At 74.7% G+C, this 26,299-nt stretch carries 23 protein-coding genes and 1 pseudogene; 15 read left to right on the top strand and 9 right to left on the bottom strand.

All coding sequences use genetic code 11. The features are described 5' to 3' along the window. Positions 1 to 16: 16 nt before the first annotated feature. Both CG736_RS07315 and CG736_RS07310 read right to left on the bottom strand, forming a co-directional pair. A complete protein-coding gene (locus CG736_RS07315) occupies positions 17 to 970 on the bottom strand; it encodes a helix-turn-helix transcriptional regulator (RefSeq protein WP_100585341.1) in 954 nt (317 codons plus the stop codon). Between the two features lie 113 nt (positions 971 to 1,083). Further along, on the bottom strand, positions 1,084 to 1,332 hold the full coding sequence (locus CG736_RS07310) for a DUF397 domain-containing protein (protein WP_229847413.1): 249 nt from the start codon (positions 1,330 to 1,332) through the stop codon (positions 1,084 to 1,086). A gap of 348 nt (positions 1,333 to 1,680) precedes the next feature. Here CG736_RS07310 and CG736_RS07305 point away from each other — a divergent pair, with 348 nt between their 5' ends. Then, positions 1,681 to 2,034, top strand: a complete 354-nt coding sequence (locus tag CG736_RS07305; RefSeq protein ID WP_100585340.1) for a hypothetical protein — start codon at positions 1,681 to 1,683, stop codon at positions 2,032 to 2,034. Positions 2,035 to 2,053: 19 nt separating this feature from the next. After that, the gene (locus CG736_RS07300; RefSeq protein WP_100585339.1) at positions 2,054 to 3,061 is read left to right on the top strand and encodes a radical SAM protein; all 1,008 of its coding nucleotides are present in this window, start codon (positions 2,054 to 2,056) and stop codon (positions 3,059 to 3,061) included. Positions 3,062 to 3,066: 5 nt separating this feature from the next. On the opposite strand, the gene CG736_RS36010 is transcribed toward CG736_RS07300, so the two are convergent. Further along, positions 3,067 to 3,237, bottom strand: a complete 171-nt coding sequence (locus CG736_RS36010) for a hypothetical protein (protein ID WP_157815456.1) — start codon at positions 3,235 to 3,237, stop codon at positions 3,067 to 3,069. 285 nt (positions 3,238 to 3,522) lie between these two features. On the opposite strand from CG736_RS36010, the gene CG736_RS07295 reads away from it, so the two are divergent. Continuing rightward, positions 3,523 to 4,422: a S8 family serine peptidase gene (locus CG736_RS07295; protein WP_232733852.1), complete on the top strand. Its 900-nt coding sequence runs from the start codon at positions 3,523 to 3,525 to the stop codon at positions 4,420 to 4,422. A gap of 16 nt (positions 4,423 to 4,438) precedes the next feature. Here CG736_RS07295 and CG736_RS07290 read toward each other — a convergent pair whose 3' ends face one another. Then, a complete protein-coding gene (locus CG736_RS07290) occupies positions 4,439 to 4,987 on the bottom strand; it encodes a flavoprotein (RefSeq protein ID WP_100585337.1) in 549 nt (182 codons plus the stop codon). A 220-nt stretch (positions 4,988 to 5,207) separates the two neighbouring features. On the opposite strand from CG736_RS07290, the gene CG736_RS07285 reads away from it, so the two are divergent. The 4 genes from CG736_RS07285 (at position 5,208) to CG736_RS07275 (ending at position 9,500) form a co-directional block, all read left to right on the top strand. After that, positions 5,208 to 6,335, top strand: coding sequence for an S-adenosylmethionine:tRNA ribosyltransferase-isomerase (locus CG736_RS07285; RefSeq protein ID WP_100585336.1), 1,128 nt, complete (start codon positions 5,208 to 5,210; stop codon positions 6,333 to 6,335). Between the two features lie 92 nt (positions 6,336 to 6,427). Next, positions 6,428 to 7,543: a hypothetical protein gene (locus tag CG736_RS36005; RefSeq protein ID WP_157815455.1), complete on the top strand. Its 1,116-nt coding sequence runs from the start codon at positions 6,428 to 6,430 to the stop codon at positions 7,541 to 7,543. Next, a complete protein-coding gene (locus tag CG736_RS36000) occupies positions 7,540 to 8,598 on the top strand; it encodes a polysaccharide pyruvyl transferase family protein (RefSeq protein WP_157815454.1) in 1,059 nt (352 codons plus the stop codon). The genes CG736_RS36005 and CG736_RS36000 overlap by 4 nt, the downstream gene beginning before the upstream one ends. A gap of 2 nt (positions 8,599 to 8,600) precedes the next feature. Further along, on the top strand, positions 8,601 to 9,500 hold the full coding sequence (locus CG736_RS07275) for a glycosyltransferase family 2 protein (RefSeq protein ID WP_157815453.1): 900 nt from the start codon (positions 8,601 to 8,603) through the stop codon (positions 9,498 to 9,500). 125 nt (positions 9,501 to 9,625) lie between these two features. Here CG736_RS07275 and snpA read toward each other — a convergent pair whose 3' ends face one another. Next, a complete protein-coding gene (gene snpA, locus CG736_RS07270; RefSeq protein ID WP_100585334.1) occupies positions 9,626 to 10,255 on the bottom strand; it encodes a snapalysin in 630 nt (209 codons plus the stop codon). A 219-nt stretch (positions 10,256 to 10,474) separates the two neighbouring features. Here snpA and CG736_RS07265 point away from each other — a divergent pair, with 219 nt between their 5' ends. The 5 genes from CG736_RS07265 (at position 10,475) to CG736_RS07245 (ending at position 19,491) form a co-directional block, all read left to right on the top strand. Continuing rightward, complete coding sequence (locus CG736_RS07265) at positions 10,475 to 11,458, top strand: LysR family transcriptional regulator (RefSeq protein WP_198520387.1); 984 nt, start codon at positions 10,475 to 10,477, stop codon at positions 11,456 to 11,458. Positions 11,459 to 11,688: 230 nt separating this feature from the next. Further along, positions 11,689 to 12,114, top strand: a complete 426-nt coding sequence (locus CG736_RS07260) for a CU044_2847 family protein (RefSeq protein WP_100585332.1) — start codon at positions 11,689 to 11,691, stop codon at positions 12,112 to 12,114. A gap of 5 nt (positions 12,115 to 12,119) precedes the next feature. Continuing rightward, entirely contained in the window at positions 12,120 to 14,357 is a 2,238-nt protein-coding gene (locus tag CG736_RS36965) for a trypsin-like peptidase domain-containing protein (RefSeq protein ID WP_100585331.1), read from the top strand. Between the two features lie 49 nt (positions 14,358 to 14,406). Further along, positions 14,407 to 15,417 (top strand): MoxR family ATPase, encoded by a 1,011-nt coding sequence (locus tag CG736_RS07250; protein ID WP_100585330.1) that lies wholly within the window; start codon positions 14,407 to 14,409, stop codon positions 15,415 to 15,417. 3 nt (positions 15,418 to 15,420) lie between these two features. After that, positions 15,421 to 19,491, top strand: a complete 4,071-nt coding sequence (locus CG736_RS07245) for an SAV_2336 N-terminal domain-related protein (RefSeq protein WP_100585329.1) — start codon at positions 15,421 to 15,423, stop codon at positions 19,489 to 19,491. Positions 19,492 to 20,216: 725 nt separating this feature from the next. Here CG736_RS07245 and CG736_RS07240 read toward each other — a convergent pair. Both CG736_RS07240 and CG736_RS07235 read right to left on the bottom strand, forming a co-directional pair. Continuing rightward, on the bottom strand, positions 20,217 to 20,921 hold the full coding sequence (locus tag CG736_RS07240) for a flavodoxin family protein (protein ID WP_100585328.1): 705 nt from the start codon (positions 20,919 to 20,921) through the stop codon (positions 20,217 to 20,219). A 102-nt stretch (positions 20,922 to 21,023) separates the two neighbouring features. Further along, complete coding sequence (locus tag CG736_RS07235) at positions 21,024 to 23,357, bottom strand: heavy metal translocating P-type ATPase (RefSeq protein WP_100585327.1); 2,334 nt, start codon at positions 23,355 to 23,357, stop codon at positions 21,024 to 21,026. Between the two features lie 196 nt (positions 23,358 to 23,553). Here CG736_RS07235 and CG736_RS07230 point away from each other — a divergent pair, with 196 nt between their 5' ends. Both CG736_RS07230 and CG736_RS07225 read left to right on the top strand, forming a co-directional pair. Continuing rightward, complete coding sequence (locus CG736_RS07230; RefSeq protein WP_100585326.1) at positions 23,554 to 24,045, top strand: glutathione peroxidase; 492 nt, start codon at positions 23,554 to 23,556, stop codon at positions 24,043 to 24,045. A 131-nt stretch (positions 24,046 to 24,176) separates the two neighbouring features. Then, positions 24,177 to 24,755, top strand: a complete 579-nt coding sequence (locus CG736_RS07225) for an isochorismatase family protein (RefSeq protein WP_100585325.1) — start codon at positions 24,177 to 24,179, stop codon at positions 24,753 to 24,755. A gap of 19 nt (positions 24,756 to 24,774) precedes the next feature. Here CG736_RS07225 and CG736_RS07220 read toward each other — a convergent pair whose 3' ends face one another. Next, the gene (locus tag CG736_RS07220; protein ID WP_229847416.1) at positions 24,775 to 25,032 is read right to left on the bottom strand and encodes a hypothetical protein; all 258 of its coding nucleotides are present in this window, start codon (positions 25,030 to 25,032) and stop codon (positions 24,775 to 24,777) included. A 440-nt stretch (positions 25,033 to 25,472) separates the two neighbouring features. Between CG736_RS07220 and CG736_RS37530 the strand changes: the two are divergent. Next, positions 25,473 to 25,569, top strand: a pseudogene (locus CG736_RS37530) (YkvA family protein); the annotation flags it as partial. A gap of 119 nt (positions 25,570 to 25,688) precedes the next feature. Here CG736_RS37530 and CG736_RS07210 read toward each other — a convergent pair. After that, positions 25,689 to 26,264 carry a GNAT family N-acetyltransferase gene (locus CG736_RS07210; RefSeq protein WP_100585323.1) on the bottom strand — a complete coding sequence of 192 codons (576 nt, stop codon included), beginning with the start codon at positions 26,262 to 26,264 and terminating at the stop codon, positions 25,689 to 25,691. Between the last annotated feature and the right edge of the window lie 35 nt (positions 26,265 to 26,299).

Below are 26,299 nucleotides of genomic sequence, written 5' to 3'. Positions count from 1 at the left end.
GCGGGCACGGCCGCACTCACGGCGCCGGCCGGCTCCCCGCCCGTTCGCCGTGCCAGGCGATCGCGGCGCGGATCAGCTCCCGGCTGGGCTCCCGGCGGCGGGCGCGCACCGCGACGTCGTTCAGGATCTCCTTGTAGTCCTCGAAGCCCGCCGAGTCCTCCGCCCGGTCCGGGTAGTAGTAGTGGCCCTCCCGGTCGCCGGTCTCCACGTAGATCAGCTCCGTGATCGTCCCGGGCTTGTCGAAGTCCAGCTTGGTCAGGTTCGTCACCTGCAGCGCCAGCGGCAGTTCGACCGGAATGATCCGGACGCCGATGTTCGGCGTCTCGGTGTACTCCAGCAGCTTCTCCAGCTGCTCCACCATCAGCGCGTGACTGCCCATCACCCGGTGCAGCGCGGCCTGCTGCATGCAGAACACCGCCCGGATCCCCGACTCGAACACCACCCGCTGCCGCACCAGGCGGGACCTGACCACGCCCGGTACCTCGTGCTGCCGGCTGCGCACCAGCGTGGCCCTGGTGACGGCCTCCATGTACGCCCGGGTCTGCAGGGCGCCCGGAACCACCTGGGAGTCGACCGCGATCAGCTGCCGGGCCTCCTGCACCATCCCGGACAGCCGCTGCTGCGCGCCCGCCCCGGCGTCCCGGTGGAAGCCGGGCTGGCTCTTCTGCGAGGCGGCCGCCGCGAGTTCCATCAGGCGTGCGCGACGGGGCCCGTGCTCGACCTCCAGGGCGTCGAGGATGCGGGCGACGTCCTCCGGGTTGTTCAGCCGGCGCTGGCCGTTCTCGATCCGGCTCAGCTTCGACACCGAGATGTGGGCCCGTGACGCCACCCACGCCAAGGTCCGTCCGCCGCGCAGCGCCCGCAGGTCGATGCCGACCTGCGCGGCGGGAACGGACCATTCCGGCGCGCCCGAGTCACGACCCCGGCAAATCGGGATCACATTTTCGTTCGAATATTCGCCGTCGAACATGTCAGCGACCACAAGGGCCCCCCTTGCACAAGCCAATTAGATCGGCAAGCTTGGCACAAGGAGGGCCACTGCGTCATACCGGAGGTTTCCCGGGGTGGGGAAACCCCCTTCGATCAGGCCAACAGGTGGTCGAACTCCTCCCGCTTCGCGCCGTCGAGCCAGGCGTCGATCTCCGCCCGTGTGAAGATCAGCGCCGGACCGGACGGGTCCTTGCTCTGCCGCACGGCCACCCGACCGTCCGCCAGGCGGCGCAACTCCACGCACTCGCCGGAACCTTGACTCTTCTGCGCCACCTGCCAGGGGTGGGGCGAGTCGATGCCGTCCGCCGGCATCCCGTTGTAGAACGCTCCGACAACGTCCACGGCCCGTCTCCTCTCCGATGAATCCCGCCCGCCGGTCCGTCAGTCATACTTTTTCGGACCTCCGCAGATCAGCGGCCCGGGCAATCCCACGTGCAATTGCCCGGGGCGGCGAAGTGAATCATTGCGCCCAAAAATCGAACAACGCCACTCCCCGATAGGGTGATCCGAAATCGAAGCCGAAAAATAATGATCGCATTCTGATATCACCGGCGTGGTCGACATCGATCGTCCCACCATCCACGACGTCGCCCGCTTCACCCGCGTGGTGGCTTGTCCGGCCCGGCGAGTCGCACACAGACTTCCCCCCGGGACTCCCCCCTCCCCTCTCCCCGTCACCGGAGGACAGCGATGACCAACGCCAAGCGCGGATCCGAGGCCCTGCTGCAGGCCTGGCGCGACGCCGGCCAGCCGATCAGCGACGAGTTCGTCTCGGGCCTCGCCGACATCACGTCCGAGCTCGCCCTGGAGCGGATCCTCATCCGCGGCATCCCCCGCCCCGACGGCCTGCACGCCACGTTCCGGGCCGACGGCGACAGCCAGGGCGCGCAGATCGGGTCGGTGGTCCAGCAGATGGTGGACCTGGCCCACCGGACGAACGTCGCCCACAGCAGTGCCTTCACCGTGCTGACCCGCGGACTCCCGCCGGTCGTCGACGCCCAGATCATCGAGGTGTCCGTCGGGGCCGGCAACCTCGTCCACTGATCCCCGACCGGACACCCCGATGACTCTTCCCGGCCGGGCCTTCCTGCAGGTCCACCCGACCCGGCGCTGCAACCTCCGCTGCCTGCACTGCTACTCCTCCTCCGGGCCCGACGTCGCGGAGACCACCGAACTGACCGTCCTGCAGCGGGCGGTGGCCGACGCGGCGGCCCTCGGGTACGACGTGCTCGGGGTGTCCGGGGGTGAACCGACGCTCTACCGGCCGCTGGACGAGCTGCTGCGAACGGCCCGTTCGCACGGCATGCGGACCACCGTCACCAGCAACGGCATGCTGCTCACCGGCCGCCGGCTCTCCGAACTGGCCGGTCTGGTCGACGTGTTGGCCATCTCGCTGGACGGCGTGCCGGACAGTCACGTGCGGATGCGCCGCGATCCCCGGAGTTTCGCGGCCATGGAACGCAGGCTCCCGCTGGTCCGGGCCTCCGGGATCCCGTTCGGCTTCATCTTCACCCTGACCCAGTTCAACGTCCACGAGCTGGCCTGGGTGGCCGACTTCGCCGTCGCCGCAGGGGCGACGCTGCTGCAGATCCACCCGCTCGAAGCCGAGGGCAACGCGGTGGAGGCCCTTCCCGACGCGGTGCCCGACGTGACCGAGATGCTCTTCTCGGTGCTGGAGGCCGCGCGGCTGCGGACCTCGACGGACCTCGTGATCCAGCTCGACCTGGTGGAACGCGGGAACCTCGTGTCCCAGGCCGACCGCTTCCTGCTCGACGACGGCGACGTTCGGGGAACCGGGCCGACCGAGCGGCTCAGCTCCTGGCTGTCACCGCTCGTGGTCGAGACGGACGGCACGGTCGTGCCCTTCGCCTACGGGTTCGACCGCCGGTTCGCCCTCGGGAACCTGCACGAGGCGCCGCTGTCCGCCCAGGCCCGCAGCTGGGACCCGGCCCCGTTCCGAGGCCTCTGCCGGAACGTGCACGCCGACCTGGCGGGCGAGCACGGGCCCGCCTTCGTGAACTGGTACGACGAAGTCACCCGCGCCTCGCGGGCGGCGAGCCTCGTCGGCTGACGCTGCTACGGCGAACCCGGATCCGGGTTCATGCAGATCCGCCACGACTGCAGGCAGTCGGTGTTGCACGGCTGCCAGGCGTCGAAGTCGTCCTGGAGCGGGTCGCACCCCTGCTCGCAGATCTCGTAGGAGTGCTCGCACGCGTTGATCAGGTCGAGCTGCTCCTGTGTGAACATCGGCGCGATCCGGTCGGCGGGCGCGGCGCGATCCGGTCGGCGGGCGCGGCGCGGAGCCGGCCGCGGGGCCGGTACACCCCGGTGCGGAGTCGGACGGCGGCCTCGGCGCGGAAACCGGGGATGGTCATGGCGGATCGGCAGGGACGCGGGGTCGTCGACCAGCGTGTTCTGCGTCGCCGAGTGCCGCGGGGTCTGCGCCCCGTTCTGCATCAACAGCCCGCGCGGCCAGCGATGCCTGGGCTGCTTGAGCGGCTGCCACGCCCTCTGCCCGCCGGACTCGAACGGGTGAGGCCGCTCGATCTGGTCGGGCTGGCGCCGCTGATGGCGCGCAGTGCCGGCCGGCCGGAGGTCGCCGTCGGGTTGCTCGACGGCTTGGTCGCCGTCGGACAACCCGCCTTCACCGGGCGGCGGTTGCACGTTCTGCCCGGCCGTCCGAACGCCACCGGCGGGCCGGTCTGCGTGACCGCCGGCGACGGTCCCTGCGTGCACGGCAGCTTCGTCGCGGGCGTGTTGAGCGCCGACCGCGCCTCGCCGTCGCCGGGCATCTGCCCCGACTGCACGCTGCTGATCCGCCCCGTCTTCGCCGGCCACCGCGCCGACCCGCCCGCCGCACCGGCCGGTCGTCCCACCCCGCTGGACGCCTCGACCGAGGAGCTGGCCGCCGCCGTCGTCCAGGCCGTCGACGCCGGAGCCCGGGTGCTCAACCTGAGCGTCGCGCCCGAGCGGCCGTCCAGCAGCGGCCACCGCGAGCTGACGGCCGCCCTGGACCACGCGGCGGCGCGCGGCGTACTCACCGTCGTCGCGGCCGGCAACCAGGGCCGGCTGGGCAGCTCCGTGCTGACCCGCCACCCCTGGACCATCCCGGTCGTCGGGTACGACGGCCTGCGCCGCCCGATGGAGCTGTCCAACCTCGGCGGCTCGATCGGCGCCCGCGGTGTCGGCGCACCGGGACAGGCCGTGGTGCACCTGGACCCCGCCGAACGCCCGCTCGTCCTCTCGGGCACCAGCGTGGCCGTCCCCTTCGTCACCGGGACCCTCGCCCTGCTGCTGTCCTGCTTCCCGCACGCCACCCCGGCCGAGGTCCGCGCGGCCGTCCTCCGCGGCGCCGCCCGCCCGTCCGCACGGCGCTCTGTGGTGCCGCCGCTGCTGGACGCCCGGGCCGCGTACGAGCACCTGCGGGGCTGACCTCCGACGCGGTCGGTCACCTGCTCGTCGGCAGGGCGGCGACGGCGGTCGCCCACGGGTAGGCGGCGACGTTCCCCCGCTCCGGCGGGTGGGGCGTGAAGCCGTTCGCTCCGAGGAGCACCGTCACGCCCTCCTCCCGCAGGACGGTGACGCTGCGTCGGACGGCAGGGTGGGCGGCCAGGGCCGTGTTGAAGTGCGGCAGCGCGACGATGGGCAGGCGCAGGCCGATCCCTTCGGTCAACACGCCGAGGGCGAGCGTGTCGCAGGTCCCGGCGGACCACTTGTTGAGTGTGTTCGCGGTCAACGGCGCCACCAGGAGGGCATCGGGAGCGGGCGTCCGGCCGGACTGGGAGGGCAGGCCGTACTGGTGGCGAACGGGGTGGCCGGTGAGCGTGTGGAGCTCGTCGAGCAGGCCCGGGAAGTCCTGGTCCGCCCAGCGGTGCGCGGCGGGGGTGAGGATGACGCAGACGTCCCAGTCGGCGGCTTGGGCAGCCCGGATGCCGACGCCGATGTCGCGCACGGGCGGGGCGGCGCAGCCGATCAGGTACAGGGTGCGGGCGGTCATGCGTGCAGTCCATGCCTGCGTGGTGCGGGCTGCAACCCCGGCGGTGCCGGACGAGATCCTCGCCGGCCGAGGCAGTCGGCGAGGGGTCTCGCGCGGTGGGACGGTTCGTGCGGCCGACGCGGGGCGGAACCGTCCGATCGGCCGGTGTGCGGAGGACACCCGGAGCGTGCCCTCATAGCGTGGGCGGCGCATGCGTTGCTGCTGACGACGGGAGAGTCTCATGGAGCCCGCAGGAACCGTTGACGACCCTGATGACTACACGTTCGATCTGCCGGACGATCTGGTGGCCCAGGAGCCGCCCGAGGCGCGTGGCGGCGAGCGGTGCGATGCCCGGCTGGCCGTGCTGAGACGTGGCACGGCCCAGGTGGAGCACCGCAGTTTCCGCGACATCGACGCGTACTTCGGGCCCGAGGACGTGCTCGTGCTGAACAACGCGCGCGTGGTGCCGACGCTGCTGCACGGGGAAGACGCCGAAGGCAGGGTCGTCGCGGTGAGCATCCACTCGCCGCGGCCGGACGGCGGGTGGTACTGCCTGGTGGCGCCGGCCGCGGTCTGCCGGCCGGGCGCCGAGTTCCGGCTGGGGCCCGAACGCCAGGTCGCGGGACGGCTGGTGGCCGAGGTCGAGCCCGGTGTCTGGGAGATCCGGCTCACCCCCGGTGACGGTGAGACGCTGTACCGGCTGGCCGAGCCGATCTACCCCGGGTACCTCAAGCAGGTGCCCGCCGACCCGGAGTACTACCAGAACGTGTACGGCACCCGCCCCGGGGCGGTCCTCTTCCCCTCGGCGGGGCGCCACTTCACGCCGGCGGTCCTGGATCGGCTGCAGGACACGGGAGTTGCGGTGGCCGAGGTGACGTTGCTGATCGCCGCCCGGTCGCACCACTTCGTCCGCGAGCTGTTCCGCAAGCGGGTCGCCGAGGGCGGCGCCGGTGACGTCGCCGCGGAGGACCGGGTGGACCGTGCGGCCCGGACCGAGGGCTTCGACTTCCCGCGGGCGGAACGCTACGAGGTCGCCGCGCCCGTCGCGGAGGCGATCAACGAGCGCCGGGCGAGGGGCGGCCGGGTCGTGGTGTGCGGCACCTCGGCGTTGCGCACCCTGGAGACGGTGACCGGTCCGGACGGCGTGGTGTCGGAGGGGAGCGGTTTCACGCAGCTGCGGATCACCCCGGGGCACCGGTTCCGGGCCTGCGACGCGTTCATCACGAACCTGCACCGGCCCAGGAGTTCGGAGCTGCTGCTCACGTCCGCGTTCACCGGCCGTGAGCCCTTGCTCGACGTCTACCGGCGCGAACTGGTGCCCGGCGCGTACCGGTTCCACGAGTTCGGCGACTCGATGCTGATCGTCTGACGGGTCTTCGGCCCCTGCTGTCCGGCGCGGTCCTCGGAGGCGCCCCGGCGGTCGGGGCCGGGCCGGACCCTCGGTGAACGGATGTGATCCCAGTGCTCGTTGACGACGTCGTTCGCGTGCCGGTGGCGGACGGCTGGCGGCTGTCCGCCACCGTCCGCACCGCGTCGTGGCCCGAGGGGCGGCACCTGTACTTCACCGTGCGCGGCGGCGAGCGCGACTGGCTGCCGGTGCGCGGCGACGCGTTCTTCGCCGCACTGGTGATGCCGGCCATGGCGCTGGGCGAGGACCTGACCGTCGCCGCCCCGGTGTCGCCGCGCCTGCTCAGGTCCGCGCAGACCGCGATGGAGATCTACCACGCGTGGTGGGGAGCACGGCTGCGGCCGGTGCGGTTCGCCGTGGCGGAGGAGGCGCCGGCGGAGGCGTCCGCGGACGGCGTGGGGCTGTTCTTCAGCACGGGGGTGGACTGTTTCTACAGCCTGCTCAAGGACCGCGACCGGCACGGCCGGCCCGGGCACCGGCCGGTCGACGCGCTGGTGCACGCCAACTTCGACCGGCACCGGGGCGCGGACTACGACCGACTGGTCTCCCGGGTCCGCCGGGTGGCCGCCGAGTCCGGTTGCGCGGCGGTGGTGGTGGAGACCGACATCCGGGCCGCGACGGCCGAGTTGGTCCACTGGGAGGAGTTCCACGGGGCCGCGCTGGCCGCCGTCGCGCTGGCCCTGCAGGGGCTGCTCGGCCGGTGCCTGATCGCCGCCAGCGACCAGTACAGCCGGCTGCCGCCGCTCGGCTCCCACCCGCTGCTGGACCACCTGTGGTCCACCGAGGGTCTGGAGATCGTGCACGACGGCGCCGAGGCCACCCGCACCGACAAGGTCGAACGGCACCTCGCCGCCTCGCCCCTGGTGTGGGAGAACCTCGGAGTGTGCTGGCTGAGCCGGCCCGCCCACAACTGCGGGATCTGCGAGAAGTGCCTGCGGACCATGGCCGCCTTCGACATGGCGGGTTCGCTCCGGCACTGCCGCACCCTGCCGACGGTGCTCGACCTCGACCGGCTCCGGACGGCCCCGCTGCGTTCGGAGGGTGCGATGGAGTCGATGCGCTCGCTCGCCGAGGACGCCACCGCCCGTGGACGGCGCGACATCGCCGAAGCCGCGGACCACGCCCACCGCAGCGCCGCGCAGCGGCTGTACCAGGGCGCCGTCCGGTGACCGGTCGGCGGGACGTCGATCCGGCGGCCGCGATCCGGGCGAAGGCCGGGGCCGAGTCGACCGCGGTGCTCCGCGGACTCCTCCCGCCGGGCACCCGGTGCGCCCTGGTGGACTTCCCCCACCACGCCAACGTCGGCGACTCCGCGATCTGGCTGGGCGAGCGAGCCCTGCTGCGGGAACTGGACGTCGACCTCGCCTACGTCTGCGACCGGCACACCTTCGCGGAGGCCGACCTCGCCCGGCGCCTGCCGACCGGCGCCATCGTGCTGCACGGCGGCGGCAACCTCGGCGATCTGTGGCCCCACCACCAGCAGTTGCGGGAACGGGTCGTCCGCGCGTTTCCACGGCACCGGATCGTCCAACTCCCGCAGTCCGTGCACTTCGACGACCCGCGGAACCTCGCCCGTGCCCGGGCGGTCTTCGACGCGCACCCCGATCTGACGCTGCTGCTGCGCGACGCGCACAGCCTGCGGCAGGCCCGCGACGCGTTCGCGACCCGCAGCGTCCTCGTCCCCGACTCCGTCTTCGCACTCCAGGACCTGCCGGCCGCCGGAGCGCCCCACCGCCGCCTGCTGTGGCTCGCCCGGACCGACCACGAGGCCGCCCCGCACGCCGAGCCGTCTCCGGACCGCACGGTGCACCGCACCGACTGGAACGCCGGTGAAGGCGGTGGTCCCGACTGGCCGGAGCAGCTGCGAAGCGTCCGCACGGCGATCCGGGCGGCGGCCGACGCCCTCCGCCGGGCCCCCTCCGACCGGTCGGCCGAGGACCTGGCCGACGCCTTCGACGCCCACGCCCGGCTGCAGCTGCGCCGCGGCTGCCGGCTGCTCGGCAGTGCGGGGGCGGTCGTGACCGACCGGCTCCACGCGCACCTGCTCTGTCTGCTCCTGGGCATCCCCCACACCGTGCTCGACGACCGGAACGGGAAGATCAGCAGCTACCGGAACACCTGGCGCCACCGGCACGGATGGCCGCGGACCCACCTGGCCCCGACACCGCACCGGGCGCTGCGGCACGCCGCGGCACAGGCGGACAGGCTGCGGCAGGAGACGTGATCATGGGCCGAGAGCCGCTCCCGTCCGCCCTCCCCGCACCCGAACTGCTCAGCGTGATCATCCCGGCCCGCGACGCCGCCGCCCTCCTTCCCGGGCAACTGGCCGCACTCAGCCGGCAGGACCACACCGGTTCGTGGGAGGTCATCGTCGCCGACAACGGATCCACCGACGACACGGCGGCCACCGCCCTGCGATGGGCCGACCGGCTGCCGGGCCTGCGGGTCGTCGCGGCCTCGGCGCGCCCCGGCATCAACCACGCCCGGAACATCGGCGCCGGCACCGCCCGCGGCGACGTCCTGGTCTTCTGCGACGCCGACGACACCGCGACACCGGGCTGGCTCCGTGCCATGGCCCGGGCGGCCGGCACCGCCCACCTCGTCGGCGGCTACCCGGCCCCGTACACCACGGCCAACCACCACGCCCGCTCCTGGCGGACGCCGCAGCCCCGCGACCGGCTCCCCGTCGCGCTGGACTACCTGCCCTTCGCGATGGGCTGCAGCCTCGGCGTCCGCACGGACGTCTACCACGCCCTGGGCGGGTTCGACGAGGGCTACGCGGGTGGCGGCGACGAGGTCGAATTCTGCTGGCGCGCCCTCCTCGCCGACTACACCCTCGCCTACGCGCCCGACGCGGTGATGCGGTACCGACTGCGCGAACGCCTCGGACCGCTGGTCAGACAGGCCTACGGCTACGGCGTCGGCAACGCCCGGCTGATGCGTGACTTCCGCGTCCACGGCCTCCCGGCCGTCGCTCCCGCGGAAGCCGCGCGCACCTGGCTGCGGCTGCTGCGCCGGCTGCCCGAACTCGCCGACCGCGAACAGGCCGGCCGGTGGTGCTTCGACACCGCGTTCCGTGTCGGACGGCTCAACGGCAGCGTCCGCTACCGGGTGCCCTGCCTGTGACCCCGGCCGCTGCATGCCGCCCCGCCCGCTCCCGGGGCGAGGCGGCATGCAGCGGCCAGGGGTCCTGCGGCAGGTCGGACGCCGACCCGGCTCGGGGCGGGGCCGGCGTCCTGGACGGGCGGGGGTCAGCCGGCGACGGCCAGGCCGTACAGCCAGAGGCTGTTGACCCGGCTCCGCTCGGCGCTGTTCGGGTTCGGGTTGGTGCAGGAGGTGCCGGGGCCGCCGCCGGACATCAGCTCGCTGCACGGGCCGGAGTAGTGGTCGGGCAGGCCGAGCACGTGGCCGGTCTCGTGGGCGACGACGCGCAGCGAGCTGTACTGCCGGTTCTGCGCGTAGTCGAGGAAGACGTAGCCGCCGCCGTGGCCGTCGGTGGAGGCGTAGGAGCCGCGGGAGTCGTTGCCCTCGTAGTAGCGGAAGTCGGCGTTGGTGCCGGAGCGGAGCTGGACGTTGGTGACCGAGGAGTTCCAGATCTGCGCGCTCTGGGATATGACGGTGCGGAAGGTCGGGGCCTGGCTGGCGTCGTAGGTGACGGTGACGGCCAGCAGGTAGGGGTTGGCCGCCTGCTTGGCACGGGCCGACTTCATCACGGCCTCGTAGAACGCCTTGTTGTTGGCGTCCTCGGAGGACTTGGCGGCGATGCCCGCGGACGGGGTGTAGCCCTGGGCGGTGGTGGCTGCGGCGGCGGGCACGGCGGCGGTGCCGGCCGCGAGGACCAGCCCGAGGGCGGCGGCGAGCACGGTCATGGAGCGGTTCATGTGGGGACTCCATTTCGCGGGTCCCGGGGGCATGGGGAGGCCGTCCGGAACGCGGTGGCAAGGTGTTGCACCGAGCTTGGGGCAGGGCGGGCGGGGCGCGGAGATGGCAACCGGCGATAGCTCGGGGCAATACCCGTGCACGACCCTTGATTTGACGGATCGCCGACATGCTCTTGACATGCTCTTGGCAAGCAATGGACGCCTGGCTATGCTCCCGTGATGGAGCTCGACGTCCGACACCTGCGGGTGCTGTGCGCGATCGCGGACACCGGCAGCGTCCGGAAGGCCGCCCGTCGACTCGGCATGGCCCAGCCGTCGCTGACCACCCAGCTGCACCGCATCGAACGGGCCATCGGCGGACGGCTGTTCACCCGCGAACAGACCGGCAGCCGCCCCACCGCCCTCGGCCACTCGGTGCTCTCCCGGGCCCGACCGCTGATCACCGAGATGGACGCCCTCGTTGCCGCCGCCCGCGCCGAGGCCGCCGGACCCGGCCGCCGCCGACTGCGGATCGGCAGCGTCGGCAGCCGCGCCGTCCCCGCCTGGCTGCGCCGCATCCACGACCGGCTCCCGGAGACCGACACCACCATCCACATCGACATCTCGGCGATCGCCCTGATCCACCTGGTCGCCGCCGAACAGCTCGACATCGCCTTCGTCCACGAGAGCGAGGGCTTTCCGCTGCACGTGCCGACCGGCACCGAGCAGCGGGTGCTGGTCGCCCGCGAACCCCAGTTCGTCGCCCTCGCCGAGACCCACCCCGCCGCCGGCCGACCGGTCGTCGACCTCGCCGACCTCGCCGACGACACCTGGATGGTCGACCCGACCGCCGACCACGAGTACGCCGCACTGCGGCGGATCTTCGCCGAAGCCGGGCTCGACCCGCGGGTCGTCCAGGTCCGCGACAACGCCACCGCCGCCGAACTCGTCGCCTCCGGCGAAGCCGTCCGCCCCTGCCAACCCACCTCACCGCCCGGCCCCGGCACCGTCCTGCGCCCCGTCCACGGCGACCCGCTGGCCGTCCGGCTGCTCCTCACCTGGCGCCCCGACACCGTCGGCGGCCCGGCACTCGACGGCCTCTGGGTCGACCTCTGCCACGCCTACCTCGACCTCGCCAGCGTCAACCCCGCCTACCGGGCCTGGCTGCGCCACCACAACCGCTCCCTCCACACCCTCCTCGCCCCGACGGGGCCACCGGCCTGATCACCGGCAGGGCGCCGGGGTTTCCGCCCGCCCGGGCGGCGCAACGGTGTGCGGGGAGCTCGACGTCGAACCGGCAGGCCCGAGCAACAGCGCCCGCAGTACGCCCTGTTGGGCGCGCCCGCCGCCCTGCACCACCCGGCCGGGAGCCGTGAGCACGGTGAAGTCACCGCTCCGCAAAGGCTTTTGGGTTTTGCCGACACACCGGTCCGGCCGCCGCCATACTCGTCGGCGTGACGGAGTACATCGAGCTCGGCCTCTCTGACGACACGTCGATCATGCTGCGGGTCTTCCCGATCGGCCGGGTCGTGGCCCGGCCGGCCGACGGCGCGCAGGGGGCGGAGGACGCGGACTGGGGCAGGCCGCCGGACCTGGTCGGGGCCGTGCCGGTCTCCAGCGGGGCGGGGGCCCGGACGGCGGAACTCGCGCGGGACGCGCTGCGCCTGGCCCTTCGGCCGCTGGTGCCGTTGCTGCAGGAGGTCCACGACACCGTGGCGGCCGTCCCGGCGCGCCCGGACGAGGTGTCCGTCGAGTTCGGGGTGCAGTTCGGCGCCGATCTCAAGCTCGGCATCGTCGGCGGCAAGGCCGAGGCGACCCTGACCGTCTCGGCGACCTGGAAGCTGCCCCCCGCGCCGCCCGCACAGCCCGACGGCGACTGAGCGCCGTGGGCTGGTTCGGGACCGGCGGGGACACCGCGGAACGGGAGCTGCTCTCCTCGCTGGCCACCGTCCTCACCGGAACCGGTCAGGCCTCCGGCTGCGGGGTGTACCTGACCGGGCGACACGTCCTGACCTGCGCCCACGTGGTCAACGACGCGCTCGGCCGGAGCCAACTCGACCCGTCCGATCCCGGCCCGGCCCCGCTGCGGCTCGGGTTCCGCAGCGGCACCGCCACCGCCCGCTGCACCGTGTGGGTCGCACCCCGCGCCCCGGGCGGCGGCCCCGTCACGGCGGGCACGCCGGAGTGGCACGGCGACCTGGCACTGCTCGAACTCGACGGGGACCCGCCGCCCGGCGTCGTCGAACAGCGCTGGCTCGGCCTGCGCCGCGGCCAGAACGTCCGCGCCTGGTACAGCGGCCGGGCCCCCGAGAGCTACGTGGACACCACCGTCACCGCCTGCGGTCCGGCGCTGTACTACCTCGACCGGGCCCTCGCCACCGGGCCGGGCATCGTCCCCGGCTACAGCGGCGGCCCGCTCTGGTCGCCCGCGGACGAGGCCGTCGTCGGCCTGGTCGTCGGCAAGCTGACCGGCGCCGGCTACGACGACCGGGGCCTGGCCATCCCCTGGCAGGTCGCCCGCGAGCAACTCGTCGAGCAACTCGCCGAGCGGCTCGGGGAGTCGGCCGCCCACCGGCTGCTCCCGCCCGCACCCGCGGCGCCCGCGGACGGCCCGTACACGCCGGCCGGCCAGGAGGGCCACCGTCGGCTCGCCGCGATCATCCGGGCCGAACTGTCGACCGCCGCGCTCCGCGGCCGGCACGCCCGTGCGATGGCCGACGCCTGCGGACTCACCGTGCTCGGCGCCGAGGACAGCGGACCCGCCCCGGACGAACTCGCGGCGGTGCTCGCCGACACGCCGCGTGCGCTGGCCGCCCTCTGCGAGTCCCTGCGCCCCGCGCACCCCGGGGCCGCCGACCGCCTCGCCGCGCACGGCCGGATGCTGGGCATCCCCACGCTGCTGTCGCCGGAGGAACACGGCTGGCTGGTCCGGCTGCTCGGCGAGCCCGTCCCCGACCTGCCGCTCGGCACCGCGTTCCGGGCCGCGCTGCCGGACGTCCCGCTGCCCGCCGACGTCCGGTTGCCCGCCGCGGGCGAACACGCGGCCACCCTCGAACAGGACGCGGTGCCCGGGCTGATCGCCCATCTGGAGGCCCTGCACGGCGGGCCGTCCGCCGCCCCGGGCATCCCCCGGGTGCCACCGCTGCTGCGGCTGGTGGAGTACCGCGCGGCCCAACTGCGCGGCGCCCGGCCGGCCGCGGCCGACGAGCACCACGACTGGGCCGGCCGGGTCGCCCGTCGGCTCGGCATCCCCGACCCGGCGCTGCTCGAACACCGGGCGGACGCCGCCGACTGGGCCGCCCGCGCCACCCGCACCCCCGCCCGGCCGCGCGTCGCCGTCGGCCTCAGCCGCTACCAGCACGCGGGCGGCAGCGGACCGGGACGCTACCTCTGCCAGGTGTGGATCGACGAGGACGGCAGCCGGCCCAGACCCGCCGCCGAACAGGCCGCGGAACCGCTGTCGCCGGACGCCGTCGCCCGGCACATCCACGCCATCGTGGCCGCCGGCGGCGGCGAGGCCCTCGTCGAGTTCTTCCTCGACCCCCACGACCTCGGCCTGCCGGTCGAGGACTGGGACGCCGCCGAACCCGACGACCCGTACGGGCTCGGCTTCGGGCCCGAACCGCTCGGCCTCAACCACCAGGTGGTGGTCCGGCTCGGCGGCGAGCTCAGCGGAGTCCGCCAGGCGGAACGCACCGGGTCGCTGCGCCGGCGCTGGGCCCACCGCGACCGCATCCCCGCCCTGCACCTCGACGAGTCGCACCGCGAGCCCCGCCAGGTGGTCGCGGCCGTCAAGCACGACCAGCGCACCGCCCGGGTCGTGGTGCGCAGCCCCGACACCGCCGTCCGGCACCGGTACGCCGCGATCTGCCTGGTCGTCGGCGTCCCCGTGGTGCTGTGGGACCGCGAGACCGCCGGCCCGCTGCCGGTCGACCACTTCGAGCCGGTCGGCCCCGACGGGACCCACGGCGGGCTCGCCGAACGCGTCCGCCGCTACCGGGCGCTGGTCCACGGCGACGGCGCCAAGCACCCGGTCCGGCCCGCACTCGCCCAAGAGCACCCCGACCGGCCCGCGCCGACGGTCCTGGACCTGTTCGACCCGGAGGAGCGACCGGCCCTGTGATCACCGACCACCCCCCAGCCGACCGTCCACCGACCTCCGGAGCGCCCGAATGAACCCGGCCACCACCCCGGCGACCGCCCCCGACGGCTGGCAGCTCTTCCACGGCGACGGCCTACGCCGCGCCGTCACGGCGCTGCCCGCCGCCCCGCCCTGGCGGCGGTTCGGCACCCGCCCGGACCACGACCCGGACGCGCCGCAACCGTTCCCGTACCGGCTCGGCCGGGCCGAGGCCGACATCGTCAACGCCGCCCTGCACCTGCGCCGCCCGCTGCTGGTCACCGGCCGGCCCGGCACCGGCAAGTCCTCGCTCGCCCACGCCGTCGCCCACGAACTCGGCCTCGGCGCCGTCCTCCACTGGCCCGTCAACTCCCGCTCCACGCTGCAGGACGCGCTCTACCGGTACGACGCGATCGGACGGCTGCGGGAGAGCGCGCTGCGCAGCGGGCAGCGCGACGGGGCGGACGATCCCGGCGGCGACCCGGGCGCGTTCATCCACCTCGGCCCGGTCGGCACCGCGCTGGTGCCCGGCGCACTGCCCCGGGTGCTGCTGGTCGACGAACTGGACAAGGGCGACCTGGACCTGCCCAACGACCTGCTGACCGTCTTCGAGGACGGGTTCTTCGACATCCCCGAGCTCGCCCGGCTGCGGCGGGACCCCGACGACGACGCGCCGCGCGAGGTCCTGGTGCACCCCGCCGGCCCGGACGGCGCGCCGGTGGCGGTCCGGGACGGCCGGATCACCTGCACCGAGTTCCCGGTCGTCGTCATCACCAGCAACGGCGAACGCGAGTTCCCCCCGGCGTTCCTGCGGCGCTGCCTGCGCCTCGACCTGCCCGACCCCGACCGCGACCGCCTCCTCGACATCGTCACCACCCACCTCGGCAGCGCGGCCCTGCCCGCGGCCGAGGCGCTCCTGGAGGAGTTCCTCGAACGCCGCGCCGAGGGCGAACTCGCCACCGACCAGCTCCTCAACGCGGTCTTCCTGCGCAGCGGCGGCGTCCCCGCCAATCAGGACCACGTGCTGCGGGCCGTGCTCCGCAGCCTCGGCGGGACGAGCTGACCCTTGCACCCGGACACGGCCCCCCGCGTCCTGGCCGCCCTCGCCGAGGCCGGGCTGGACCTCGACGCCCACGCCCTGCTCGACGCGCTCTGGCTCGCCGACCGGCTCCGGACCGACCGGGCCCGCGACGCCGGGGCGGCCGGGGCGGACGTCCCGGAGGCCGGGCCCGGGCCCGGGCCCGTCACGGACGGCCGACCCGAACCGCCGGCACCGGCACCGGCACCGGACGACTCCGCCGGCGGCGGCGAGTCGCCGTCCGACGAACCGTCGCCGCCGGCTGCCGAACCGGACGGCCTGCCCCTGCACTCCGCCGCCCGCCCGGCCGCCGACCGGGCCCGCCGCAGCGGCGGCGGCCACAGTCTCCGCGTGCCCGAGCCGAAGGAGCTGCCGCAGGAACGGCTGCTGGCCCGCAGCCTGCGCCCGCTGCGGCAGCACCGGCCCAGCAGCCACCACCGGTTCATCGACGAGCGGGCGTCCGCCGAGGCCATCGCCGAGAGCCGGCAGCCGATCGTCGTCCTGCGGCCCGCCCGGGAACGCTGGCTGCGCTGCCTGCTGGTCGTCGACGACGGCGTCTCGATGCTGCTGTGGCGGCGGCTGGTCGCCGAACTGTCCGACCTCCTCCAGCACACCGGCGCCTTCCGCCAGATCCAGCACCTGGGCCTGCGCTCGCGCGGGCCGGACCCGATCGCCCTGCGCCCCCGGCCGTTCACCGACGCGCCCGCCACCATCCCCACCAGGGCGGTCGTCGACCCGACCGGGCAGACCCTGATCATCGTCGTCAGCGACGGCGCCGGCCTGGCCTGGCGGGACGGCCGGATGCGCCGGGTTCTCGGCGACTGGGCCCGGATCGGGCCGCTCGCCGTCGTCCACACACTGCCCCGGCGGCTGTGGGCCGGCACCGGCCTGGCGGCCCGTCACCTGAGCGTCCGGGCGGAGCGGCGCGGGGCCGCCAACCACACCTGGACCGTGCGCGACCCGCTGATGCCCTGGTTCTCCGGCGGGCCGGCCGACGGCCCCGTGCCCGTTCTGGAGTTGACCCCGGCCGCGCTCGCGGACTGGGCGCGCCTGCTGTCCGCCGGCGGCGCCGAGGTGGAGCTGCCGCTGTGGCAGCCGTCCGCCCTCGCCCGTCCCGCCGACGCGCCGTCAGCGACCCGCGTCCAGGCCCGTCCCGGCGGCGCACCGGCGCCGGCCCACGCGCTGGAGCGCTTCGTCGCGGGAGTCTCGCCGACGGCGCACCGCCTCGCCGCGCACCTCGCGGCGCTCGCACCCGTCAGTGTGCCGGTGATGCGGCTGGCCCAGTCCGCGCTCGACCCGACGGGCCGGGCCGGATCGGTGCCGCTGGCCGAGGTCTTCCTCGGCGGTCTGCTCCGCCCGGTCCCGCCCCCGCCCGGGCAGACCTCCGAACTCCCGCCCAACCAGCGGCTGTTCGACTTCCCCGCCGCGGTGAAGGACGAGCTCTTCGCCGCTTTCCCCACCGGCAGCCTGGTCGCCGTGACCCGCGCCGTGTCCGCCCGGATCACCTCACTGGCCGGCACCTCGCCGGACTTCCCCGCCTGGCTCGCCGACCCCCGCCTGCGCGGCGGCCCCGCTCCTGACGGCACCGCGTTCGCCACCATCGGGCCGGCGCTGCTGCGGCACCTCGGAGTGAGCCTGGAGAGCGACCCGGAACCGGCCGCGACGGCTGCCGGGCCCGTCGAGCCCGTGCTCTCCGAACTCGCCGAGCCCGCCGAGCCCGCCGAACCTCCGGTGACCGAGCCCGAGGCTTCCGCGTCCACGACGGCTGCGGACGTCCTCCCGGGCCTCGGCGTCGCCATGGTGGCGGCCAACGGAATGACCTACAGCGTGGTCCACGACCGACGGAGCGTCAGGCTCTGGCCGCCGGACGCCTACAGCCCGCTGTCCGGCCGGCGGACGGGCTTCCCGCTGGGCGTGAGCCACGTCGAGGCCGCGGTGGTGAAGGGCCACCCCCACGCGCTGGTGTGCACCGATTCGGGCTCCGTGGAGGTGTGGAGCATGGTGCGGTGGCAGCGCGAGTACGCGCTGACCGGCCACGACCTGCCGGTCACCTTCGTCACCACCGCGGTCCTCGATCGCCGCCAGCACGCGATCACCGCGTCCGCGGACGGCACCGCCCGGATCTGGGACCTCGTCGACGGCTCCTGCCGGAACGTGCTGACCGGGCGCCGCGGCCCCGTCACCTTCGCCACCACCACCGTCTTCGAGCGTCGCCCGCACGCGATCACCACCTCGGCGGACGGCACCGCGCGGGTCTGGGACCTCGTCGACGGCTCCTGCCGGAACGTGCTGACCGGGCACCGCGGCCCCGTCACCCACGCGGCCGTGACCACCGTGTACGACCGGACCTACGTGTTCACCGCGTCCGCCGACGGCACCTGCCGGGGCTGGGACCTGCTCGACGGGCAGTCCAAGATCGTGATGTCGGGTCACACCAAGCCGGTCAACCGGATCGCCCTGAACATCGTCCAGGGCCAGCCGCAGGCCGTCACCATCAGCGACGACAGCACCGTCCGGGTCTGGAGCGCCAACAACGGCAGGTGCCGCAGAGTCCTGACCGGACACACCGGCCCGGTCACCCAGATCGTCGTGGGAGCGGGCGGCGCGACCGCGATCACCGTCTCCGACGACCGCACGGTGCGCCGCTGGGAACTGTCCTCCGGGTTCCTGTACGGCAGCACGGCCGTCCCCGACGGGCACATCGCCCGCGCCGTCACCCACAGCGGGGCGCCGCACGTCCTGGTCGCCGATGCGGACCGCCGCCCCCGGCTGTGGAACCCGGACTCGATCCGCACCAGGCCGAACCCCGCCACGACGGCCGCCGCCGCCCCGCCGGCACCGGAACCGTCCGAGGGCGGCGCCCGGCCCCGTCCGCTGACCGCCTTCGCCGTCGGGGGCGTCGACTACCGGATCCTGAACGACCTCGACGGCCTGTGGATCGCGCAGGCGATCGGCAGCGACACGCCCGTCCTGATCAGGACCCGTCCGGCGGCCGACGACCGGAACGCCGTCCTGGCCGAGGAGCCCCTGCGGCCCGTTCCGCCCCACCCGCACCTGCTGCCGCTGCTCGCCATGGGCGTCGACGCGGACCAGGCCTACACGGTGTCGGCCTGGGGAACCGGCCGGGCGCTGTCCCGGACGATCTCCTCGGGGGCGGTCGCGACCGTGCCGATCGGTCGCCGACTGCGCTGGCTCGCCCAGATCGCCACCGCGCTGGCCGCCCTGCACGGGGCCGGGGAGGTGCACGGAAGCCTGTCCCCGCAGGAAGTCCTGATCGACGACCGGGGGAACGCCAGGATCACCGCCCCCAGCCCCATGGACCGGACCGGCGAACCCCTGTGGCACGCGGCGCCGTACGCCGCGCCCGAGCGACAGGACGGCCGGGACGGCCGGCCGGACGGAGACCTCTACTCCCTCGGCCGGGTCGCACTCGCGCTGGTCTCCGGCGCACTCCTGACGCCGGCGGCCGCAGCGCCGGCCGACCCCGACCCGCGTGCCACCGTCCTCGCCGACCTCCGGGCCACGGTCTCCGAACCGGTCCGGGAGCTGATCGCCGACCTCACCGACCCGGACCCGGACCGCCGGCCGGGCAGCGCGGAGGACGTCGCCGAGAGCTTCCAGCAACTGTCCCGCCTGCCCGTCCTGCCGGTGCGCTCGGCCCTCCCCGACGTCCACCTCAGCCGCACCCGGGCCGACGCTGCCTGGGCGTCGTGGATCCAGGGCCAACTGTCCGAGCACTACGCGGTGGAGACGGTCCTGCTGGACTCCGAGGCCGGCCCGCGACTCCCCGTGGGTCCCGTCCGCAACGCCGAACGCACCGTCCTGCTGCTCTCCCGCGCGGCCGTCGCCCGGACCGCCGCCCACCCGGGGTGGTGGGAGCAGGTCGCGGCAGCGGTCGCCCGGGGAAACCTCCTGGTGGTCCGCGTCGACGACGTCGGGACACCCGCCGCACTGGACACCACCCCCGTCCTGGACCTGCTCGGCGCGGCCGAACGGGACACCCGGACGCTCCTCCTCGACGCCGTGGCGACGCTGACCGGCGGGGCTTCCCCGCCGTAGCCCAGGTGGCGCCGAGACCGTCTGCGGCCGGGTACCCGGGTCGGCGGACCCCGGTCCGGCGACGGGTGCGGTCCCCGGGGAGGAGCGAACCGAACCGCACCGAGCCGACCCGGGTCTCGCCGTCCGGCAGGTGGACGGTGTCATGGGCGGACACCGCGCCGGTCGGGGCGATCAGGACGATCCGTTCGAGGACCCCGTCGATGTCCACGGTGAGCCGCCGGGCCCCGCCCATGTCCTGACGGATCTTCAGCACCCGCTGCCCGGAGGCGTCGTAGCGGTTGACGACCTGGAGGGTGGGCAGCCGGTCGGTCCCCGACGTCCGGCGGCGCTGCGGTCCGCGCCGGGGACCGACCGGTGTGGGCGCCGTCCACGTCCTCCCACCGCTGTTCGCGGCCGCTCGGCCGGAAGTCGAACTGGTCGGCGAAGGGCTCCTCAGCCAGTCGACGGACAGCCCGCGGACCCCTGCGGCTCCGGACGGCGGGGTCTCCCCGGTGGTTCCCCGGATTCCGGCAGGGGCCGGCACGGCCGCGCTCGGCGGCCTTCCTCTCCTGCCGGGCCCCGCCACGTGCTCCCGTCCGGCCGCGCCGACCTCACCTCCGCCGGACCGTCGACGGCCGCTGCGATCCGCAGCGCAGCCCGCCTCGACCGGCCGGGGACCCTCCCCGCGGGCACGGGGAGCGGCAGACCCCGGATTCCGCTCGGCTCCCACCCGCCCCGGTCCGCGCTCAGCGGTGCTCGGGGTTCTCGAAGTCGAAGCGGCAACCCGCGTCCCACTCCGAGCGCTGGTTGCCGTACGCCGGAATGCCCCCGGCGTCCTTGAGCATCCGCGCCAGGTGCAGCTGATTCCACGTCATGAACGTCGTGTTCCGATTGGTGAAGTCGTTCTCCGGCCCACCCGACCCGGGATCCAGGTACGACGGCCCCGGCCCGGCCTCCCCCACCCAGCCCGCGTCGGCCTGCGGCGGGATCACGAAGCCGAGGTGCTGGAGGCTGTACAGCACGTTCATCGCGCAGTGCTTCGCGCCGTCCTCGTTGCCGGTGATCAGGCAGCCGCCGACCCGGCCGTAATACGCGTACTGGCCGCGGTCGTTGAGGATCGCGGAGCAGGCGTACAGCCGCTCGACGACCTGCTTCATGACCGAGGAGTTGTCGCCCAGCCAGACCGGGCCGGCCAGGGTGAGGATGTCGGCGTTCATGATCTGGGAGTAGAGGACGGGCCAGTCGTCGGTGTCCCAGCCGTGTTCGGTCATGTCGGGCCAGACGCCGGTGGCGATGTCGTGGTCGACGGCGCGGATCTCCTCGACCTGGACGCCCTCGCGGCGCAGGAGGGCGGCGCTGAGGTCGATCAGGCCCTGGGTGTGGCTGCGTTCGGGTGAGCGCTTGAGGGTGCAGTTGACGAAGACCGCCCGCAGGTCGGTGTAGGTGGCCATCGGGGTCCGTTTCGTGGGCAGGCACGGCGGGGGGAGGCCATCGCACCACGGGTGCGCGCCGGTGGGTGGCGCGGCACGCCGTGGCGCTGGGGTGACGGGTGGTCAGGCGGCGCTCAGGGAGAAGTAGTTCTCCTCCTCCTGGGCGAAGTGCAGTTGCAGGACGGAGTGCAGGCCGTAGAGGCAGGCGCGCAGGTCGTCGTGTTGTTCGGGGGCGAGGGCGCCGGTGGGTTCGGCGTGGGCGAGGTGGGTGGTGATGCGGTGGGCGAGGCGGTGGATCTCGGTGTGGGCGCGGCTCATGGTGGCGGTGGTCTCGGGGCCGCCGAGGGCGTCGGCGAGGGCGGGGTAGAGCTCGTGCTCCTCGGCTTCCTCGTGCGGGAGCAGGCGGGTGGTGAGCAGGTGGTCGACGTGGCGGACGGCGGCGAGGGCATCGGTGGAGTCGGGTGCGGTGAGGCGGTCGGCGGCCTCGCGGACGGCTTCGAGGACGTCCCGCAGGTCGTCGTGCTCGGCGGAGAAGCGGCGGACGAGTTCCTCGGTGTCGGCGTCGATCTCGGGCCCGACGCCGCGGCCGGGCCGCAGGGCGCGCAGCGCGTTGAGGATGACGGCGACGTCGATGAGCTGCTGGAGCAGAGCGCCGGCGGCGGGCGGGAGGAGTCCGAAGGCGGCGAGGACCATGGCGGCGGCGGAGAGCAGCATGCCGCCGAGTGCGGACTGGACGGCGATCCGGCGGGAGCGGGTGGCGATCTGGGCGGCGTCGGCTAGGCGGTCGACGCGGTCGGTGGTGAGGACGATGTCGGCGGCCTCGGAGGAGGCGCTGGCGCCGCGGGCGCCCATCGCGACGCCGACGTCGGCGGCGGCGAGGGCCGGGGCGTCGTTGACGCCGTCGCCGACCATGACGGTGACGGCGCGTTCGCGTTCGGCGCGGACGGCGGCGACCTTGTCGGCGGGTGTCTGCTGGGCGCGGACGTCGTCGAGGCCGACCACGGCGGCGATTTCGCGGGCGGGTTCGGGGCGGTCGCCGGTGATCATGAGGAGTCGGGTGACGCCGGCCTCGCGCAGGCGGCGGACGGTGCGCGGGGCGTCGTGCCGGACGGGGTCGCGGAGCAGGACGGCGCCGACGAGCCGGTCGTCGACGGCGACCCAGGCGACGGCGGCGCCGTCGAGCGCGGCGCGGTTGTCGGCGGCCCGGGCCCAGGCGGGCAGGTCGGCGGTGTCGCGTTGGCCGACGGTGGCGGTGGCGCCGTCCGCGAGGGTGGCGACGGCGCCGCGGCCGGGCTGTTCGGTGACGTCGTGGACGGGGGGCAGGGTGAGGCCGCGTTCGGCCGCGGCGGCGGTGATGGCTTCGGCGAGGACGTGCGGCGAGTACTGGTCGACGGCTGCGGCGAGCGCGAGGACCTCGGCGGGGGTGCGGCCGGGGGCGGTGGCGATGTCGAAGGCGCGGGGGCGTCCGCTGGTGAGCGTGCCGGTCTTGTCGAGGCAGACGGTGCGCGCCCGGCCGAGGGTCTCCAGGGCGGCGCCGTCGCGGACCACGACGCCCTTGCGGGCGGCGCGCGAGATGCCGGAGACGATGGCGACGGGCGCGGCGAGCAGCAGCGGGCAGGGGGTGGCGACGACCAGGACGGCGACGGCGCGGATCGCGTCCCCGGTGAGCAGCCAGGCGAGGCCGGCGGCGGCGAGGGCGACGGGCAGGAACCAGGCGGCGTAGCGGTCGGCGAGGCGGATGACGGGGGCGCGTTCGGCGCCGGCCTGCTGGGTGAGGCGGACGATCTCGGCGTAGGTGCTGTGTTCCTCGGTGGCGGTGGCGCGCAGCTCGAAGGCGCTGCCGGCGTTGACGGCGCCGCTCCGGGCGGGGTCGCCGATCTCGCGGGTGACCTGGGCGGATTCGCCGGTGAGCACGGATTCGTCGAGGACGGCGCGGTGGCCGGTGATCCGGCCGTCGACGGGGACGGTCTCGCCGGGGCCGACGACGAGCCGGTCGCCGATCCGGACGTCGGCGAGCGGGACGGTCTCGGTGGTGTCGCCGGTGCGGCGACGGGCGGTGCGGGGGGCGTGCCGGAGCAGGGCGCGCAGGTCGCGGGTGGCGCGGCGTTCGGCGGCGGCGTCGAGCCAGCGGCCGCTGGTGAGCATCAGGGCGATCAGCGCGCCGGCCAGGTACTCGCCGGTGGCGAGGGTGCCGGCCAGGGCGAGGACGGCGATCAGGTCGACGCCGGCCCGGCCGCGCCGCAGCGCCTGGACGACCCACATCAGGGCGGGGGCGATGGCGGCGGCGGTGGCGACGATCCAGCACTGGTCGGCGAATCCGCGGGCTCCGGCCGCCCAGGCGATCAGGCCGGTGAGGGTGGCGAGGGTGACGACGCCGAGCAGGACGGGTTCGATGCCGCCGCCGCTGAGCAGTTGTCGGGCGCCGCCCTGTTCGCTCGGCGCGGTGTGCGCTGCCATGGGTGTCTCCTCCGCTCGGCCTGCGGCTTTCCTTCTCCAGTGCACCTCACCGCGCGCGGTCCGGCCAGGGCCGTCGGTCCCGGGCGGCCGGGGTCACCCGGTCCCGGGTGCGGGCGGGGTAGGTTCGGGGGGTTGGTGTTCGCGTCCGGTGTCCCGGGGTGTCCGGGGTCCGGCGTACAGAGGGCAGGTGGGGCAGGTGGAGTCGTTGTTCGAGCTTCCGATCCGGACGCTGGCGGGCGAGCCGTCGTCGCTGGCGGAGTACCGGGGCAAGGTGCTGCTGCTGGTGAACGTGGCGTCGAAGTGCGGGTTGACGCCGCAGTACTCGGGCCTGGAGCGGCTGCAGAAGGCGTACGGCGAGCGCGGGTTCACGGTGCTCGGGTTCCCGTGCAACCAGTTCGCGGGGCAGGAGCCGGGGTCGGCGGAGGAGATCCAGGAGTTCTGCTCGACCACGTACGGGGTGTCGTTCCCGCTGTTCGAGAAGATCGACGTGAACGGGCCCGACCGGCACCCGGTCTACGAGCGGCTGACGCAGGTGGCGGACGCCTCGGGCCAGGCCGGGGACATCACCTGGAACTTCGAGAAGTTCCTGGTCGGCGCGGACGGTGAGGTCGTCGGGCGGTTCGGTCCGCGCACCGAGCCGGAGGCGGCGGAGCTGGTGGCCGCGATCGAGGCGCAGCTGCGCGGCTGACGGCCGGAGCGGACGGGCGCGGATTGTCCGGTTCCGCGCTCGGGCGGCCGAACTGTACAGGTAACCTGCGCAGTGAGACTGGACAGTCCGGGCCCGTTCCGGCTGCCCCCGTTACGACGAAAGGCACTCCTGTGTCCGTCACCGCGCTCGACCCGGCCACCGCCCTGGTGGTCGTCGACCTCCAGCAGGCCTTCCTCGGCCTCCCCGGCAGCCCGTACCCGGTGCACGAGGTGCTGGACCGCAACGTCCGCCTCGCCGGGGCGTTCCGCGCCGCGCGACTGCCGGTGGTGCTGGTGCGGGTGTCCTTCGCGCCCGACGGCGGGGACGTGGTGCCGGGCCGCACCGAGCAGCCCCGGCCGGCCCTCTCCTACCCGGAGGGCTGGGACGCCCCGATCCCCGAGCTCCACGAGCCGTCCGACCTGGTGGTCACCAAGCACAACTGGGGCGCGTTCCACGGCACCGACCTGGACGTGCAGCTGCGCCGGCGCGGGGTGACGCAGATCGTGCTGACGGGCGTCGCGACCAGCATCGGCGTGGAGTCCACCGCCCGCGCCGCGTTCGAGCACGGCTACCACGTGACGCTGGCGGTCGACGCGATGACCGACACCGACCCGGAGGCGCACCGGGGCAGTGTGCAGCGGATCTTCCCGCGGCTCGGCGAGACCGGCACCACCGAGGAGATCCTCGACCTGCTGGCGAAGTCCCGCTGAGGTACGGCAACGAGGGGGTTCAGGCCTCGCCGGGGTGCCAGGCCGGCCACTCCCAGGGGCGGTCGTCCCACCGCACCCGGACCGGGTCGTGCGGGTCGAGGTCGGGGAAGTGCTGTCTCACCTCCGGTTCGAACTCCTCGGGGGCGAGCGGCTTCCAGCCGGCGTCCTTGAAGTGGACGAGTCGGTAGCGGCTGTCGGTGCGGAACTCCGCGACCCGCACCAGGGGCTCGCCGGCCGTGCCCGCCCCGCTGCTGGTGGTGTTGCTGCTGGTGGTCATGCCGACAGCTTCGACCGCGTCCCCGCCCGGCGCACGCCCGCACCGCCGATGCCCGCCGCAGGTGTCACCGTTCGGCCCCGGCCGCGCCGGGCACGCCACACAGGCCTCACCGTTCGGCCCCGGCCGCGCCGGGCGCGTCACGGACCTGCCACGGTCCGCCACGGCCTGCCGCGGACGGCGGCCGGTCCCGTACCGTGGAAGCCGGTCGGAGGGTTCGTCGGGAGGTCCTCGTGAGCAAGGGCAAGGCGTCGAAGGGGTCGGCGGCGGCGCGGATGCGCGGGCTGGACGGCCTGGCGGTGACGCGCTCGGCGTGGGGCCTGTACCGGGAGACCCGGCGGCCCGGCGCGCCCGGGTTGGCCGCCCGGGCGGGGGCGCTGCCGCGCCTGCTGCGGGACGTGCTGCTGCGCCGCTACCCGGGCGTGGGCCCGGGCAAGCTGCTGCTGCTGGCGTTCGTCGTCGCGGTGTACCTGGTCAGCCCGATCGACGCGATCCCGGACTTCATCCCGGTGCTCGGCTGGAGCGACGACACCGGCCTGCTGCTGTGGTTCCTGATGGGCCTGACCCGGGAGTCCGGCCGGTACCTGGAGTGGGCGCACCGCGGCCGCGCCGCCGCCGGCGAACTGCCCGCCGACGGCTGAGCCCGATCCCGCCCGCTGCTACAGCGACTTGACCAGCTTCTCGAAGCGCAGGTCGGACCGGAGCGGGATGCCGAACCGCTCGTCGCCGTACGGGAACGGCTCGTACACGCCGGTGCGGGTGTAGCCGCGGCGCTCGTACCAGGCGATCAGGTCGGCCCGCTGCTCGATGACGGTCATCTCCATCGCGCCGACGCCCCAGGCGGCCCTGGCCCACTCCTCGGCGCGGGCCAGCACCTGTCGGCCGAGGCCGCCGCCCTGGGCGGACGGGGAGACCGAGAACATGCCGAAGTAGCCGGTGGCGCCCCGCCGTTCGACGTGGCAGCAGGCCAGCAGGCGGCCGTCGGACTCGGCCAGCAGCACCACCGATTCGGCCCTGCCGAGCAGTTCGGCCACGGCCGCCTCGTCGGTGCGCTGCCCGTCCAGCAGGTCCGCCTCGGTGGTCCAGCCGGCCCGGCTGGCGTCGCCGCGGTACGCCGACTCGACCAGCGCGACCACCTGCGGCACGTCCTGTGGCTGCGCGGCGCGGAAGGCCGGCCCGGCGGCGGTGTCGGGGTCCGCGTCGGCGGTGCGGGAGGCGGTCGGCTCGGCGGTCATTCGGTGCGCTCCTTCGGGTGCTCGAACGGCCATCG

Origin of the sequence: Kitasatospora sp. CB02891 (genome assembly GCF_002803145.1) — a bacterium.
GTDB classification, from domain to species: Bacteria; Actinomycetota; Actinomycetes; order Streptomycetales; family Streptomycetaceae; genus Kitasatospora; species Kitasatospora griseola.
Note: the sequence above shows the minus strand (reverse complement) of the source record. Positions and strands in the feature narration are given on the sequence as shown.